At 37.6% G+C, this 16,719-nt stretch carries 16 protein-coding genes; all 16 read left to right on the top strand.

Annotated elements, in window-relative coordinates:
- Positions 1 to 38: 38 nt before the first annotated feature.
- Positions 39 to 1,199 carry an ADP-forming succinate--CoA ligase subunit beta gene (gene sucC / locus NST93_RS06120; protein WP_405102221.1) on the top strand — a complete coding sequence of 387 codons (1,161 nt, stop codon included), beginning with the start codon at positions 39 to 41 and terminating at the stop codon, positions 1,197 to 1,199.
- Between the two features lie 54 nt (positions 1,200 to 1,253).
- Complete coding sequence (gene sucD / locus NST93_RS06115; RefSeq protein WP_405102219.1) at positions 1,254 to 2,156, top strand: succinate--CoA ligase subunit alpha; 903 nt, start codon at positions 1,254 to 1,256, stop codon at positions 2,154 to 2,156.
- A 72-nt stretch (positions 2,157 to 2,228) separates the two neighbouring features.
- Positions 2,229 to 3,137 (top strand): DNA-processing protein DprA, encoded by a 909-nt coding sequence (gene dprA, locus NST93_RS06110; RefSeq protein ID WP_405102217.1) that lies wholly within the window; start codon positions 2,229 to 2,231, stop codon positions 3,135 to 3,137.
- A gap of 223 nt (positions 3,138 to 3,360) precedes the next feature.
- On the top strand, positions 3,361 to 5,439 hold the full coding sequence (topA, locus tag NST93_RS06105) for a type I DNA topoisomerase (RefSeq protein ID WP_405102215.1): 2,079 nt from the start codon (positions 3,361 to 3,363) through the stop codon (positions 5,437 to 5,439).
- A gap of 688 nt (positions 5,440 to 6,127) precedes the next feature.
- Entirely contained in the window at positions 6,128 to 7,051 is a 924-nt protein-coding gene (gene xerC / locus NST93_RS06100; protein ID WP_405102213.1) for a tyrosine recombinase XerC, read from the top strand.
- Between the two features lie 24 nt (positions 7,052 to 7,075).
- The gene (hslV, locus tag NST93_RS06095; RefSeq protein ID WP_405103772.1) at positions 7,076 to 7,609 is read left to right on the top strand and encodes an ATP-dependent protease subunit HslV; all 534 of its coding nucleotides are present in this window, start codon (positions 7,076 to 7,078) and stop codon (positions 7,607 to 7,609) included.
- A gap of 19 nt (positions 7,610 to 7,628) precedes the next feature.
- Entirely contained in the window at positions 7,629 to 9,026 is a 1,398-nt protein-coding gene (hslU, locus tag NST93_RS06090) for an HslU--HslV peptidase ATPase subunit (protein WP_405102211.1), read from the top strand.
- A gap of 28 nt (positions 9,027 to 9,054) precedes the next feature.
- Positions 9,055 to 9,834: a GTP-sensing pleiotropic transcriptional regulator CodY gene (gene codY, locus NST93_RS06085; protein WP_405102209.1), complete on the top strand. Its 780-nt coding sequence runs from the start codon at positions 9,055 to 9,057 to the stop codon at positions 9,832 to 9,834.
- Between the two features lie 495 nt (positions 9,835 to 10,329).
- Positions 10,330 to 10,725, top strand: a complete 396-nt coding sequence (flgB, locus tag NST93_RS06080) for a flagellar basal body rod protein FlgB (RefSeq protein WP_405102207.1) — start codon at positions 10,330 to 10,332, stop codon at positions 10,723 to 10,725.
- 2 nt (positions 10,726 to 10,727) lie between these two features.
- Entirely contained in the window at positions 10,728 to 11,180 is a 453-nt protein-coding gene (gene flgC, locus NST93_RS06075) for a flagellar basal body rod protein FlgC (protein WP_405102205.1), read from the top strand.
- A 21-nt stretch (positions 11,181 to 11,201) separates the two neighbouring features.
- Entirely contained in the window at positions 11,202 to 11,507 is a 306-nt protein-coding gene (gene fliE / locus NST93_RS06070) for a flagellar hook-basal body complex protein FliE (RefSeq protein ID WP_405102203.1), read from the top strand.
- Between the two features lie 68 nt (positions 11,508 to 11,575).
- On the top strand, positions 11,576 to 13,186 hold the full coding sequence (gene fliF / locus NST93_RS06065; protein ID WP_405102201.1) for a flagellar basal-body MS-ring/collar protein FliF: 1,611 nt from the start codon (positions 11,576 to 11,578) through the stop codon (positions 13,184 to 13,186).
- Between the two features lie 13 nt (positions 13,187 to 13,199).
- Positions 13,200 to 14,213: a flagellar motor switch protein FliG gene (fliG, locus tag NST93_RS06060; protein WP_405102199.1), complete on the top strand. Its 1,014-nt coding sequence runs from the start codon at positions 13,200 to 13,202 to the stop codon at positions 14,211 to 14,213.
- Complete coding sequence (gene fliH, locus NST93_RS06055; RefSeq protein ID WP_405102197.1) at positions 14,206 to 14,964, top strand: flagellar assembly protein FliH; 759 nt, start codon at positions 14,206 to 14,208, stop codon at positions 14,962 to 14,964. Before fliG ends, fliH begins: the two co-directional genes overlap by 8 nt.
- Complete coding sequence (gene fliI / locus NST93_RS06050) at positions 14,954 to 16,273, top strand: flagellar protein export ATPase FliI (RefSeq protein WP_405102196.1); 1,320 nt, start codon at positions 14,954 to 14,956, stop codon at positions 16,271 to 16,273. Before fliH ends, fliI begins: the two co-directional genes overlap by 11 nt.
- Positions 16,273 to 16,719, top strand: coding sequence for a flagellar export protein FliJ (fliJ, locus tag NST93_RS06045; protein ID WP_405102194.1), 447 nt, complete (start codon positions 16,273 to 16,275; stop codon positions 16,717 to 16,719). Before fliI ends, fliJ begins: the two co-directional genes overlap by 1 nt.

Here is a 16,719-nt window from a genome sequence, read left to right as displayed (position 1 = left end):
CAATAGAATTGCAATCAATAAGTTGGGGAGGAAGAAAGATGAACATTCACGAGTATCAAGGCAAAGAATTACTACGTGCTTTTGGTGTGAAAGTTCCTAAAGGTTATGTTGCATACACAGTTGATGAAGCTGTTGAAGCTGCTGAGAAATTAGGAACTGATGTTACAGTAGTCAAAGCACAAATTCACGCAGGTGGACGCGGTAAAGCCGGGGGAGTTAAGGTAGCTAAAAACATTGATGAGGTTCGTACATATGCAGATGAAATTCTTGGCAAAGTACTGGTTACACATCAAACCGGCCCAGAAGGCAAAGAAGTAAAACGACTCTTGATTGAAGAGGGCTGCGATATCAAGAAAGAGTACTACATAGGGGTTGTACTTGATCGTGCTACTTCACGCGTAGTAATGATGGGATCCGAAGAAGGTGGAACAGAAATTGAAGAGGTAGCAGAAGCTACTCCTGAGAAAATATTTAAAGAAGTGATTGACCCATTAATTGGGCTGGCACCATACCAAGCTCGAAGAATGGCGTTTAATATGAATATTCCTGATGAGCTGATTAATAAAGCAGTTAGCTTTATGATGAGCTTATACGAAGCATTTGTAGCAAAAGATTGCTCCATTGCTGAAATTAATCCGCTTGTAACTACAGGCGATGGTGAAGTGCTTGCATTGGATGCGAAGCTTAACTTTGATGATAATGCGATTTATCGACATAAAGACATTCAAGAACTACGTGATCTTGATGAAGAAGATGAAAAGGAAATTGAAGCTTCTAAGTATGACCTAAGTTATGTTTCTCTTGATGGAAACATCGGTTGTATGGTTAATGGAGCTGGACTTGCTATGTCAACAATGGACATTATTAAATACTATGGCGGTGACCCGGCAAACTTCCTTGATGTTGGCGGCGGTGCAACTGCAGAAAAAGTTACAGAAGCATTTAAGATTATCCTTTCTGATTCAAATGTGAAAGGGATCTTTGTAAATATATTTGGCGGTATTATGAAATGTGACGTCATCGCAGAAGGTGTTGTTGCAGCAACAAAAGAAGTTGATCTGCAAATTCCGCTGGTAGTACGTTTAGAGGGTACAAACGTAGACTTAGGAAAGAAAATTTTAAACGAATCTGGTTTAAATATTACACCGGCTACCTCAATGGCTGACGGTGCTGAAAAGATTGTTTCTCTAGTAAAATAATTACTACAAATAAAATGAAATATGTAATTTTAGAGAAGGGACGGACGAAACTAAATGGGAGTATTTGTTAATAAAGACACAAAAGTAATTGTCCAAGGTATCACTGGCGGAACAGCTAAATTTCATACAAAGCAAATGCTTGAATATGGTACAAAAATTGTTGGGGGAGTAACACCGAAAAAGGGCGGCACAGAAGTTGAAGGTGTTCCCGTGTTTAATACAGTGAAAGAAGCTGTTAATACAACTGGTGCTACAGCATCCGTAATCTATGTTCCAGCACCATTTGCTGCAGATGCAATCATTGAAGCAACTGATGCAGAATTAGATTTGGTAATCTGTATCACAGAGCATATTCCAGTGCTTGATATGGTGAAGGTTAAGCGTTATATGGAAGGTAAAAAGACTCGTTTAGTCGGACCAAACTGTCCTGGTGTTATTACTGCAGATGAATGTAAGATTGGAATCATGCCAGGGTATATTCACAAGAAGGGTCATATTGGGGTGGTTTCCCGTTCAGGAACACTGACATATGAGGCGGTTCATCAATTAACACAAGCGGGCTATGGTCAGACTTCAGCCGTTGGAATTGGCGGAGACCCTGTAAATGGAACAGATTTTATTGATGTACTCGATGCATTTAATCAGGACCCTGAAACTGAAGCTGTAATCATGATTGGGGAAATCGGCGGTACTGCTGAAGAGGAAGCTGCTGAATGGGTTAAAGCAAATATGACAAAGCCTGTTGTCGGATTTATTGGCGGTGCAACAGCACCTCCAGGAAAACGCATGGGGCATGCTGGTGCAATTATCTCAGGAGGTAAAGGTACAGCAGAAGAAAAGATTCGTGTAATGAAAGAATGCGGGATTTCTGTAGCGGAGACACCTGCAGTAATGGGAGAAACGATGATTCGCTTGCTGCATGAAAAAGGTTTAGCTGAAAAATGTAAAACCCATTAATAAAGAGGAGGCCTAAAAGCAACATCTTTTAGGTCTCTTTTATATAAAAAAATTAAAAAAGGAAGTGAAGTTTTGGATAAAATTAGGTATCGTTTAATACATCTTCATCGCATAAAAGGAATTGGACGAAAAACAATACGTGAGTTTCTCCGTTTTGACCCAACACTTAAAAAAATATATGAAATGTCAATTAAGGACTTGCATCTCCACTTTGCTATTCCAATGAAAAAGGCACAACACTTCTACTCAACTCTTCGTAATGACGAGCAGAAAAACCTGCTTCTCCAAGATTTAAAAAAATATAAAATAGTAACAATAGTTGACGAACTATATCCGACTATGTTAAGAACAATAAAGGATGCTCCACTTGTTTTATATACCCTAGGGGATTTCCGTTTATTAAAAAAAGAACCCGCCTTAGCTGTTATTGGTACACGAAAACCTTCAAGTGAAGCAAAAGCCAAACTTGAATATATGGTTAAACCCTTGCTTAGGGAAAAGTGGACAATTGTCAGTGGAATGGCAAAAGGCATCGATGGCTTTGCACATCAGTTAGCTTTAGAATATGAAGCAAAAACAATCGCAGTTTTAGGTGGAGGCTTCGAATATATTTATCCAAAAGAGCATATTACATTATTCAAGGAAATTGTAAATAAAGGTCTAGTAATTAGTGAATATCCTCCAGATACGAAACCCGCAAAATATCATTTTCCTGAACGAAATAGAATAATCAGCGGGTTAACCTTTGGTACTTTGGTGATTGAAGCGATGGAGAAAAGCGGTACGATGATAACGGTGGAACAAGCGTTAGATCAAGGTAGGGATGTATTTGCGGTACCAGGCTCTCCATTAGTAGCGCAAACAAAAGGCTGTCATCTCCTCATACAAGATGGAGCAAAACTGACACAGCACGCAAATGATATTCGGGAGGATTGGTTAGCTAAAAAATACGGGTATTATAAAAACAATGAGGTTTATTAATTGCTTGAAAAAGGAACTCGTCTTTTAACCTGCTTTTAAATAAACTATTATAATGAAGAAACTGCTCTTAAATTAAATTTTATTACTCGATTATTTATAAAAAAAGCACCAATTTTTCGAATGAATTTATACCTTTTTTAGCAGGGAGTTTGACAAATTAGTTTTAACTCTTTAGTATAAGTGAGGATTTCCATTTATTAACCTCACTTTAGGAGGAAATGTCATGGCAGATTATTTAGTAATCGTTGAATCGCCCGCCAAGGCGAAAACAATAGAACGTTATTTAGGAAAAAAATATGAAGTTAAAGCTTCGATGGGACATGTTCGTGATTTACCGAAAAGCCAGATGGGTGTAGATGAAAGTGATAATTATAAACCAAAATACATTACCATCCGTGGAAAAGGGGAAATTTTAAAAGAACTTAGAAAGTCCGCTAAGAAAGCAAAGAAAATTTATCTCGCAGCTGACCCGGATAGAGAAGGAGAGGCAATTGCATGGCACCTTGCACACGCCCTGAATGTAGATGAAGATTCGGATTGTCGTGTTGTGTTTAATGAGATAACAAAGGATGCAATTAAAGAATCCTTTAAACACCCGCGGTCCATTGACCATGACTTAGTTGATGCACAGCAGGCTAGAAGAATTCTGGACCGGCTTGTAGGATACAATATAAGTCCATTACTATGGAAGAAAGTGAAGAAGGGCTTAAGTGCAGGCAGAGTTCAATCTGTGGCCCTTAAAATGATTATTGATCGTGAAAAAGAGATTGAGAATTTTAAACCAGAAGAATATTGGTCAATTGAAGCGGCTTTCGAAAAGGATAAAGAAGTTTTTGAAGGTGCTTTCTATGGTATTGATGGTAAAAAGCAAGAGCTGAAGTCAAACGAAGATGTAAAAGTTATTGAGGAAAAGTTAAAAGGCAAAACATTTAATGTAGAAAAAGTAAATAAACGCGAGCGAAAGCGTAATCCGGCTAAGCCATTTATTACTTCATCACTCCAGCAAGAAGCAGCGAGAAAGCTTAATTTCAGAGCAAGAAAAACAATGATGATTGCTCAGCAGCTTTATGAAGGTATAGATCTGGGTCGTGGTGCAGGCGGTATAACAGGTCTGATTACGTATATGCGTACAGATTCAACTCGAATTTCAGATACAGCTAAAGATGAAGCAAAGGAATTCATTGAACAGAAGTATGGTAAAGAATATCTTGGCACACAACAGGCTGCAAAAAATAAAAAAGGGGCACAAGATGCACATGAAGCTATCCGTCCAACTTCCGTTATGCGCGATCCGCGTTCGCTAAAGGAAGTATTATCAAATGATCAATATCGTCTTTATAAATTAGTTTGGGAACGATTTGTAGCTAGCCAAATGGCACCCGCAATTATGGATACAATGACTGTTCACTTATTAAATAATGGTGTTGAATTCCGTGCTACCGGATCAAAAATTAAATTTAATGGCTTTATGAAGGTCTACGTAGAAGGCACAGATGATAATAAGAAAGTTGAAGATAAGCTATTGCCAGATCTTGAAGAAGGTGTGGAAGTGACCGCTCAAGAGATTACACCAAATCAGCATTTCACTCAGCCGCCACCAAGGTATACAGAGGCAAGATTGGTTCGAGCGATGGAGGAATTAGGGATAGGCCGTCCTTCAACGTATGCACCAACACTTGATACCATTCAAAGGAGAGGCTATGCTTCGATTGACAATAAACGTTTTATACCAACAGAACTTGGTACAATCGTTAGTGAATCAGTAGAAGAGTATTTTCCTGAAGTTATCGACGTAGATTTTACAAGGAAAATGGAAGAAAACCTAGATTCGGTAGAAGAAGGGGATACAGAGTGGGTAACGGTCATTGATGATTTCTATAAAGACTTTGAGAAGCGTCTCAAGGTTGCTGAAGAAGAAATGGAGAAAATAGAAATCAAAGATGAACCTGCTGGGATAGATTGTGAGAAATGCGGCCATGAAATGGTTTATAAAATGGGCAGATATGGAACGTTTCTTGCTTGTTCTAACTTCCCTGAATGCCGGAATACAAAAGCAATATTAAAAGAAATTGGTGTTGACTGTCCGAAGTGCAAGGAAGGGAATATAGTTGAAAGAAAGTCTAAAAAGCGCCGAATCTTCTATGGCTGTGATCGTTTTCCAGACTGTGACTTCGTTTCATGGGATAAACCAATTGCGCGTCCATGTCCGAAATGTGATTCATTATTAGTAGAGAAAAAGGTGAAAAAAGCGGTACAAGTACAGTGTACAAATTGCGAATACAAAGAAGTGGAACAAACGTGATTAAATGATTTGGAGCATTACTAGCTAATGCTCCAAATCATTTTTAATTGATGAATGATAATAAATCCTGCAGCCTAAATTCAATGTAGACGTTCGTTCCTTTCAATCATCCCTTGCAATATGGCAGTCCTGTAAGATATAGTCTGATTCGGGCCATTCACTCCGATAATTCTGGCAAAATATAAATGATTGCTGTTTTTATTATAAGAAAATTTAGTTTTAAAGAATATAATTTGTGTAAGATGGAAATAATGGTTGTAAATTATGAATAAAATGAATAAGGTTAGAGATAGAGAAAATTTATAATTTGTTTACTCGACTAATTTAATTGGATATGAGATACTAGAGAATGGATTGCTTTTATACGTTTCAAAATATAGTATAATATCTGAAAAACGCTTACATTGGAAAAAAATGAGAAGACCTTCACAAATTGTTCACAAAATGTCACTTTTCTAAAATGCTTGAATTGTTCTTCATTGACGGACAATTAATAAATCCATATAATTACCAATTGGTAAGGAAAATAACTCGACTTATACAAGGACATAAAATAATAAGATAAGTCGAATTATTTTGACATGAATTAAAGTGGAGCGATTCTGAATTTTGTCTTAATTTTGTTAAGTAAATTGATTTTGAAGATATAGTATGTTATTATTTATTCATATTTTAACGGGGTGAAAATATGGACAGTTTTGTAGAAAAATGTCAGGGGTTTGTTGAGTATCTACAAATCGAAAAAAATGCTTCCCCATATACGATTCAGTACTATCAGGATGATCTGAATGCCTTCCATCAGTTTTTACAAGCAGAGGGGATTCATCATTTGAAAGAAGTGAATCAGCAGGTTGTTCGCTTGTTTCTCACCCAACTATATGATCAAAAATTAAGCAGAAGGTCAGTATCAAGAAAAATTTCCTCTCTACGAAGCTTCTATAAGTTTATAGAAAGAGAAGACGAAACTTACACAAATCCTTTTGTTCATATTCACTTGCCAAAAGCAGAACACCCGGTACCTGGGTTTCTGTATAAGCAGGAATTGGAAAAGTTGTTTGATGTGAATGATTTAACAGAATCATTGGGACAGAGAGATCAGGCTATTCTCGAAGTATTATATGGTACAGGAATTCGTGTCAGTGAATGTCAGAGTCTAAGACTGAGTGATATTGATTTTACTGTAGGCACCTTATTTGTGAGAGGAAAAGGGCGTAAAGAAAGGTATGTTCCTTTTGGGAGATTTGCAGAAATTGCTTTAGAAACCTATTTAAATGAAGGGCGAGCAGATTTACAGGAAAAAGCGATAGATTCTACAGACATCGTATTTCTTAACGCAAGGGGAAGGCCCTTAACAACACGGGGAATCCGGCTGATTTTAAATAAAATGGTGGATAAAGCGGCACTTACCGTTCATGTTCATCCGCATAAGCTTCGGCATACTTTTGCTACTCACATGCTTAATGAAGGCGCTGATTTACGAACTGTACAAGAATTATTGGGACATGAGAGTTTATCTTCAACACAAATCTATACGCATATAACAAAAGATCATTTGCGGGATGTTTACATGAAAAGTCATCCAAGGGCAAATGATTTTCGTGAGAATCGATAAGAGGTGAAGAACGTGACAAATGAAATGCACGCAACGACAATCTTTGCAATTCAGCATAATGGTCAATGTGCGATGAGTGGTGACGGGCAAGTAACTTTGGGTAATGCGGTAATTATGAAGCATAAAGCCAAGAAAGTACGGAAACTGTATAACGATCAAGTGCTCGCTGGTTTTGCTGGTTCAGTAGCGGATGCTTTCACGCTTTTTGAAAAGTTCGAAGGCAAGCTCCAAGCTTTTAATGGGAATCTTACAAGAGCTGCAGTGGAATTAGCACAAGAATGGCGCAGCGATAGAGTGTTAAGAAAACTGGAAGCAATGCTGATTATTATGAATAAGGAAAAGATGTATTTGGTTTCCGGTACAGGAGAGGTAATAGAGCCCGATGATGGGATTCTTGCAATCGGTTCTGGCGGAAACTATGCTTTAAGCGCTGGAAGAGCGTTAATAAAGCACACTGATAGTTTGTCTGCTGAACAAATAGCGAAAACTGCACTTGAAGTTGCTGGAGAGATTTGTGTATATACAAATGACCAGATTACGTTAGAAGTACTCAATTAAGAGGAGGTATTTCCAAAGTATGGGAATTGAGCTCACTCCAAGACAAATTGTTGACCAATTGGACAAATATGTTATTGGACAAAATAATGCCAAACGCTCTGTTGCAGTAGCACTTAGAAATCGGTTCAGACGTATGCAGCTTGATGAAGGGTTAAAAGAAGAGATTGTACCCAAGAACATTCTGATGATTGGCCCGACAGGAGTAGGTAAAACTGAAATCGCCCGCAGACTTGCGAAACTGGTTTCTGCTCCATTTGTAAAAGTGGAAGCAACAAAATTTACCGAAGTCGGCTATGTTGGCCGTGATGTTGAATCAATGGTACGTGACCTCGTCGAAATGTCCGTTCGTATGGTAAGAGAAGAAAAGCTTGCGAAAGTAAAGGATACAGCTGAAAAAGAGGCGAATAAACGTTTAGTTGAATTGCTTGTTCCACAGACTAAAAAACAATCAGCAATTAAAAATCCTTTTGAGATGCTTTTTACCAATCAATCAGGAAATGACAAAGAATCAAACGATGAACAGGTAAAAGATGAAGAAATACGCAATAAGCGTAAACAAGTGGAGCATCTACTGGCATTAGGTGAAATGGAAGATAAAATTGTTTCCGTTGAAATAACTGAAAACCCGCCATCTATGTTTGACATGCTTCAGGGTTCGGGTATGGAACAAATGGGTATGAATATGCAGGACGCATTAGGTCAATTCATGCCTGCGAAAAAAAAGAAAAGAAAACTTCCGGTAAATGAAGCGCGGAAGGTTCTGACCCAACAAGAAGCCCAAAAGCTTGTAGACATGGAAGAAGTTGCTCAAGAAGCAACAAAACGAGCTGAGCAAGCTGGGATTATTTTTATCGATGAAATTGATAAAGTTACAGGAGCGGGCCAGGATAGTGCAAATGTATCACGTGAAGGAGTTCAGCGTGATATCCTTCCAATTGTCGAAGGGTCAACTGTAGTTACGAAACATGGACCAGTAAAAACAGACCATATACTATTCATTGCTGCAGGGGCATTTCATATATCTAAGCCATCTGATCTTATACCAGAGCTTCAAGGAAGGTTTCCAATCAGAGTAGAACTCGAAAAACTGTCCGTTGATGATTTTAAACAAATTTTAACTGATCCATCAAATGCTTTAACGAAACAATACCAAGCTCTTTTAAAAACAGAAGGTATAAATGTCAACTTTACCGACGAAGCTATAGAAAGAATTGCAGAAGTAGCTTTTCAGGTCAATCAGGATACGGACAATATCGGTGCCCGTCGTCTTCACACAATATTAGAGAAGTTACTCGAAGATTTATTGTTTGAAGCACCGGATATTACGATGGAGAAGATTGAAATCACTCCAACTTATGTAGATCAAAAGCTGGGTAGTATTGTAAAGAACAAAGACTTAAGCCAATTTATCTTATAAAAAATAAAATTTTAAATGGAGGATTATTATGAAACTATTAGACCGAGCAAGAAAAATTAATGCAATGTTACAAAAGGCAACAGGAAAATCAGTGAACTTCAATGAGATGTCAGCTTCCCTGCGTGACGTGCTAGGCGGGAATGTATACATTGTAAGCAGAAGAGGGAAATTATTAGGAGTAGCAGTAAACCAGGAAATTGAAAATGAACGCATGAAAAATATGCTTGAGGAAAGACAGTTCCCTGAAGATTACACGCAAGGACTGTACAATATTCATGAAACAACTGCTAACTTAGATATTAACAGCCCGCATACAGTTTTCCCTGTCGAAAATAAAGAATTATTCCAAGAAGGGCTAACAACTATCGTACCGATTATCGGTGGTGGTGAACGTCTTGGTACATTAATTCTAGGTCGTGTAGCTGAGAGCTTCAGCGATGATGATTTATTATTAGCTGAATACGGAGCTACAGTGGTAGGAATGGAAATTTTACATGAGAAGACAGAAGAAATTGAAATGGAAGCACGCAGTAAAGCTGTTGTTCAAATGGCGATCAGTTCACTTTCTTATAGTGAATTAGAAGCGATTGACCATATTTTTGAAGAATTAAATGGCCATGAAGGGCTGCTTGTAGCGAGTAAGATTGCAGACCGTGTAGGTATAACTAGATCTGTGATTGTTAACGCACTTCGCAAATTGGAAAGTGCTGGTGTAATTGAATCACGTTCACTGGGAATGAAGGGTACGTATATTAAAGTATTAAACGATAAGTTCCTTGTTGAACTTGAAAAATTACGTTCAAGATAAGCTGAACAGATAGTAAAAGCGGGACAGTTAATTCAACTTTACGTAGATTAAGTTGAATTAACTGTCCTTTTTATTTTACCTGAGACTTCACGGTGTTCCTGAGTAAGGTCATTCTTTACTGAATATACCTGCTAAATCACTGACTTTTCGCAGATGCAATAATCACTTTGGTAATAACTTTGTATTTTTACTATTTTGTTAAAAAATTTTAACATCTATTATGTTTCAAAGTGTGTTATCATGGGTAATAATAACTAAATCGAATAATGTCGAAAAATAGGAGTTAATAGAATGGAAAGTGCAAATAAATTTGAAAATTTGAAAATAAATTAAAATGCATAATATAATCTAAAAGTCCTAGATATTTCTATTCATTTTAAGGGAATTAGGAATAAAGAATCGAAAAACATGGACTTTATGTACAAATTAACTTACAATATTCATAGGAGTTATTTATTAGTTATTGTTTTAATAAAAGTTTAGGAGAGATGTATAGTGGACTTGTTTGGTGGTACAATTCATAATTTAGAGCGTTCACTTAATTATTCGACAGCCAAAAATCGAGCAATTTCCAGCAATATTGCAAATGCTGATACGCCAAATTATAAGTCGAAAGATGTTGTTTTCAAGGATGTTTTAAACGAAACCGTGACTTCTGCCGTATCTGCCAAGCGTACAGATGCGCGTCATATACAGTTTGATGGCCATAAAGACTCAGCTTATAAGGTGATTACAAAAAACAGTACTACATACAACCATAACGGCAATAATGTCGATATTGATAAAGAAATGGCAGAATTGGCAACCAATCAAATTTATTATAATAGTCTTATTGACCGGATTAATGGTAAATTTAGTAGTTTACAAACCGTAATTAGAGGTGGTAGATAATAATGTCTATATTTAATGCAATTAATACGAGTGCAGGTGCATTAACGGCACAGCGTCTCCGAATGGATGTTGTCTCCTCGAATGTCGCGAACAGCCAATCAACAAGAGCTACTATCGACGAAAATGGTGAATGGGTACCCTACCGCAGAAAACTTGTCACCTTCCAGTCTGAAGAAAATAGCTTTAAATCCCTGTTAAACAAGGAACAGAATACAACGAAAAATGCAGTTGGAGTACGCGCAACTGTTATTTCTGAGGATCAGGAGCCTTTTAAACAGGTATATAATCCTACGCATCCAGATGCAAATGAAGCTGGTTTTGTTGAAATGCCGAATATAGATCCGCTTCAAGAAATGGTTGACTTAATGAGTGCGACCAGGTCATATGAAGCGAACGTCACTGCATTGAATGCAAGCAAGAATATGTTAATGAAAGCATTGGAGATTGGAAAATAGAACATATAAGGAGATATTGTAATGAATGTTAATTTTATGCCCAGCACAGTGAATGCAGTGAATAATCAACAGATATCTGTCGATAAGCTAACACCGGCTGCAGCACAATCAAATTTTGCCGATACACTTAAGGGAGCGATTGAGAATTTAAATCAGCTCCAAAATGAATCAGACCATATGACTGAGGCTTTAGCTTCAGGTGAGTCGGTAGACTTGCACAATGTTATGGTAACAGCTCAAAAGGCGAGCATAACATTAGAGACAACTGTACAAGTGCAGCAAAAAGCCATCGATGCTTATAACGAAATAATGCGCATGCAAATTTAATTCAAATTTAATGAGACTGCTGACAAAAATAGGCATACGATGAGCAGTGTATATTGGTGGAGGATTTTATGAAGGAAAAGCTATCAAAGTGGAAAGATTCAATAACATCATATTGGAGTAGTCGCTCAAAAAAACAACGAATCAGTTATATTGGAGGACTTCTCGCCATTATTATATTGATTATCGGTGTAACCTTTTTTACATCCAGTTCAAATTCAAAGCTTGTGCCATTATATTCTAATTTATCTATACAGGAAACAAGTCAAATCAAAACTGAGCTGGATGCTAGAGGTGTGCCTTATGAACTTGAAAATGGCGGATCGACAATTACTGTTCCCGAAAACCAAGTTGATAATTTATTAGTGGACCTTGCTGGACAAGGGTTGCCTAATAGCGGGAATATTGATTATTCGTTTTTTAGTGAAAACTCCTCGTTTGGCATAACAGATAATGAATTTAATATTATGAAACTTGATGCAATGCAATCAGAGCTGGCTACTTTAATTACAAGTATTGATGGAATAGAAAGTGCCGAAGTTATGATAAATTTACCTGAAGAAACAGTGTTTATTGCTGAAGGAGCAGGAGAAGCTACTGCAGCGATTGTTCTAGAGACACAACCAGGGTATCAATTTCAGGAAAATCAAATCAAGGCACTTTATCATCTTGTATCTAAAGCCGTTCCTGATTTACAAGAAGAAAACATTGGTATAATGAATCAGTATTTTGAGTATTTTGATTTAAATTCCACGTCGCAATATGCAACGGAGAATACACACGGTTACCAACAAACGGTTAAAAAAGATGTTGAACGAGATATTCAGCGCCGTTTACAGCAAATGCTTGGAACAATGGTGGGAACCGAAAATGTCATTGTTTCTGTAACAGCAGATGTTGATTTCACACAAGAAAATCGTGTCGAAGAATTAGTAGAACCAGTAGATATTGAGAATATGGAAGGTTTGCCAGTTAGTCTGGAAACGATCCAAGAATCTTATAGCGGGAATGCTGCTGAAGGCGGTATAGCTGGAGACGGAGAAAATGACGTTTCCAATTATCCAGCAGACACAGCTGGTGATGATGGGGAATATGAATTAGACAAAGAAGTCATCAACTACGAATTTAATCGCATTCGAAAAGAAATTGTTGAAAGTCCATATAAAATTAGAGACCTAGGCATTCAAGTAGCCGTAGACAGTGTGAAGAATAATGGTAAGGATCAAGATGATATAGAATTCCTTACAGCACAGGAACAAAGTTCTGTGGAAGAGGGGATTGCTTCCATACTGAATTCTATAGTAACAAGCACAATTGATATGACTTTTGGTGAAGTACAGCCAGAAGAAAAGGTTTCTATCGTGTTCCAGGAGTTTACTGGAAACCCAATGAATCCAGAAGTGACTGGTCCTGTTATACCAACTTGGTTATATATCGCAGGTGGAGTACTGCTTATAATTATTATACTGTTAGCAATATTGCTTGTACGCAGTAAACGAAATGTTGAAGAAGAGGAAGAACTCGAAGAAATCTCAGCAAATGATGTCCCGACAACAGTTCCAGATCTGCCGCAAGATGAGGAGTCAGAATCTCTCATCCGCAGGAAACAACTGGAAAAAATTGCTCAGGATAAGCCTGAGGACTTCGCTAAATTATTAAGAAGCTGGATTGGCGAGGATTAGGAGGAAATAGTGAATGGCAAGACAGAAACACCAATTAACTGGAAAACAAAAAGCAGCGATTCTATTAATCTCTCTTGGTCCTGATGTCTCAGCGCAGGTGTATAAACATTTATCAGAAGAAGAAATTGAAAAGCTAAGCTTAGAGATTTCTTCTGTCAAAAAAGTAGATTCAGAAATGAAGGAAGAAATTATTGAACAATTCCATCAAACTGCGATAGCCCAGGACTATATTACACAAGGTGGAATTGGCTATGCTAAAACTGTATTGGAGAAAGCTTTTGGCAAGCAGGAAGCATCGGCTATTATTAATCGCCTTACTTCTTCCTTACAAGTAAGACCGTTCGATTTCGCTAGGAAAGCAGATCCGCAGCAAGTGCTGAACTTTATTCAAGGGGAGCATCCACAAACAATAGCTTTAGTACTTTCTTATTTAGATGCAGAACAGGCTGGTCAGATTTTATCAGAACTGCCGCAAGAGGTTCAAGCTGATATTGCGCGGAGAATTGCCACAATGGATTCGACATCACCTGAAATTATTACTCAGGTAGAACAAGTGCTGGAAAGTAATCTGTCTTCTTCTTTAACCGAAGATTATACACAAACAGGTGGCATTCAAGCGGTTGTAGAAGTGTTGAATGGTGTGGATCGCAGTACAGAAAGAACTATACTTGACACATTAGAAACGCAAGATCCGGAACTGGCCGAGGAAATCAAAAAACGGATGTTTGTATTCGAAGATATCGTGATTCTTGATAACCGAGCTATTCAACGGGTTATTCGTGAAGTGGAAAATGAAGATTTGCGCCTATCATTAAAAGTGGCAAGCGAAGAAGTAAAAGATATCGTCTTCTCGAATATGTCACAGCGTATGGCAGAAACATTTAAAGAGGAAATGGAATACATGGGCCCTGTTCGACTTCGTGATGTTGAGGATGCTCAAACACGAATTGTGACAGCGATACGCAGACTTGAGGATGTTGGTGAAATTGTAATCGCCAGAGGCGGAGGAGACGATATCATTGTTTAAACCAATGAATTCAAGGGAAATTCCCCAACGCGAGATAAAGATTAAACCAATCGAGTTAGTTAGAAAACAAACCACAGAGACAGATCCAGAGCAGGAATCTGCAGCTATTGAGGAAAAACTCGCAGCTGCTAAACGGGAACTTGAATTAGTAAAGCAAGAAACAAGTAAATTAATAGAAAATGCCAAAGCTTCCATTCAAGAGGAAAAGGAAAGCTGGATTAATGAAAAACAGCGATTAGTAGAAGAAGCAAAGAATGAGGGATATCAAGCTGGGTTTGAGCAAGGGAAAAGTGAAAGCTTGCACGTCTATCATGAAACTATAAATAATGCTAATCGAATCGTTGATTTAGTAAAAGTTGACTATCAGGTTACATTGGAAAAAACAGAAGAAGTGATTGTTCAAATCGCTATGCACACTGCAGAAAAGATTATTAATCAGCAGTTACAAGAAAACCCTGAACAATTTGTTCACATTGTGAAAACAGCATTGAAGGAAATTAAAGATCAGACAGTTATTTCCATATACCTTCATCCAGCAAACTATGAAAATGTTCTGCAGCAAAAAGCAGAATTGAAACGAATCCTAGAGCAAGAAACGAAACTTTCATTATACATTGATGAAGAACTAAAAGAAAATAGTTGTATTATTGAACATCCGTTTGGTCGAATTGATGCATCAATAGATACGCAATTAGAGAAGATACGTGAAGCTTTAGAGGAATTAGTAATGGAGCTGGGAAATGATAATTAAAGACTACCTTGAAAAAATTGAACAAACAGACAGTTACAGACACTATGGAAGAGTATCACGCGTAGTTGGAATTATGATTGAATCTAAAGGACCAGAAGCTAATATTGGTGAGGTATGCTACATCTATTCTTCAACAAATAAGCGTGAACCGATTATTGCTGAAGTAGTTGGTTTTAATAATGAGAATATTATACTCATGCCTTATGCGGAAGTATCTGAAATCGGCCCTGGCTGTTTAGTAGAATCAACTGGAAAACCGTTGATTGTCAAAGTGGGCAGGGGATTAATTGGAAGTGTTGTTGATTCTCTTGGTCAGCCGCTTGATGGTTCGCCATTGCCAAAAGGGCTAATGAGCTACCCAACAGAACAAGCACCGCCGAATCCATTAGAACGACCACCAATCAGTGAACCGAACCAGGTCGGAGTGAAAGTAATCGATTCTTTACTTACAATGGGGAAAGGGCAAAGGGTTGGCATTTTTGCTGGAAGTGGAGTTGGGAAGAGTACACTTTTAGGTATGATTGCCCGGAACAGCAATGCTGATATAAATATCATCGCTTTAATAGGAGAACGCGGCAGAGAAGTTAGGGAGTTTATAGAAAAAGACTTAGGCCCGGAAGGTTTAAAAAAGTCAATTGTAGTTGTTGCCACTTCGGATCAGCCAGCTTTAATGCGGATTAAAGGTGCATATACAGCAACAGCAATAAGTGAGTATTTCCGTGATTTAGGGTTTCAGGTGAATCTGATGATGGATTCGGTGACCAGAGTAGCGATGGCACAGCGGGAAGTAGGTCTTGCGGTAGGTGAGCCGCCAACGACCAAAGGCTACACACCTTCTGTATTTTCAGTACTTCCGAAGCTTTTAGAAAGAACAGGCACAAATGCTCAAGGTGCGATTACTGCTTTTTATACCGTCCTAGTCGATGGTGATGATATGAACGAACCAATTGCAGATGCAGTACGCGGGATTCTTGATGGGCATTTTGTCATGGACCGTAAACTTGCTGAGCGTGGTCAATACCCGGCGATTAATGTATTGAAATCGATTAGCCGTGTTATGAATCAAATATCTGAGCCAAAGCATAGAAGCGTTGCAACGGAAATGCGTTCACTCATGGCTATATATGAAGAAAATAGTGAGTTGATTAATATAGGCGCCTATAAAAAAGGCACAAATATGGAGATTGACCGAGCGATTACGTATTACCCAATAATTCAGCGGTTTTTAAAACAAGAAGTAAATGATTATAAAACACTTGATGAATCAATTGAAATGATGAGCAGTTTAATTGATGGAGGAGTTCAATAATGGCTGAAACAGTTTCGCTGATAAAGGTATTGAATGTCAGAGAAAATGAAAAAAAGATTGCGCAAAAGGCTTTTCTTAAAGCTCAGGATGCCTTTGAAGAAGTTGCTACAAGACTGTATCAGGTTTTAAAAAAGAAAGAAAAAGCTGAAGAATCTTATGAGGATTATATTCAAAATTCTACTTCTTTAGATAAAATTAAAGAACAGATCGCTTATATCGAAAAACTTAATACACATATTGTACTGCTTCAAAGAGAAGTTCAATTTGCACGCAACCAAATGGATAATAAGCAGGTAGTTTTAAATGAAGCATATATAGAAGTAAAGAAATTTGAAAGTATCATAGAAACTAGGAAAAGACTTGAAGCAGAAAAAATGGAGAAAATGGAAAAGTCATTTATGGATGAAATTTCTATTAACCAATATTTAAGTCATAAAAATAGGTGA

Source organism: Oceanobacillus sp. FSL H7-0719 (assembly GCF_045040795.1).
In the GTDB taxonomy this organism is placed as follows: Bacteria; Bacillota; Bacilli; order Bacillales; family Amphibacillaceae; genus Oceanobacillus.
Note: the sequence above shows the minus strand (reverse complement) of the source record. Positions and strands in the feature narration are given on the sequence as shown.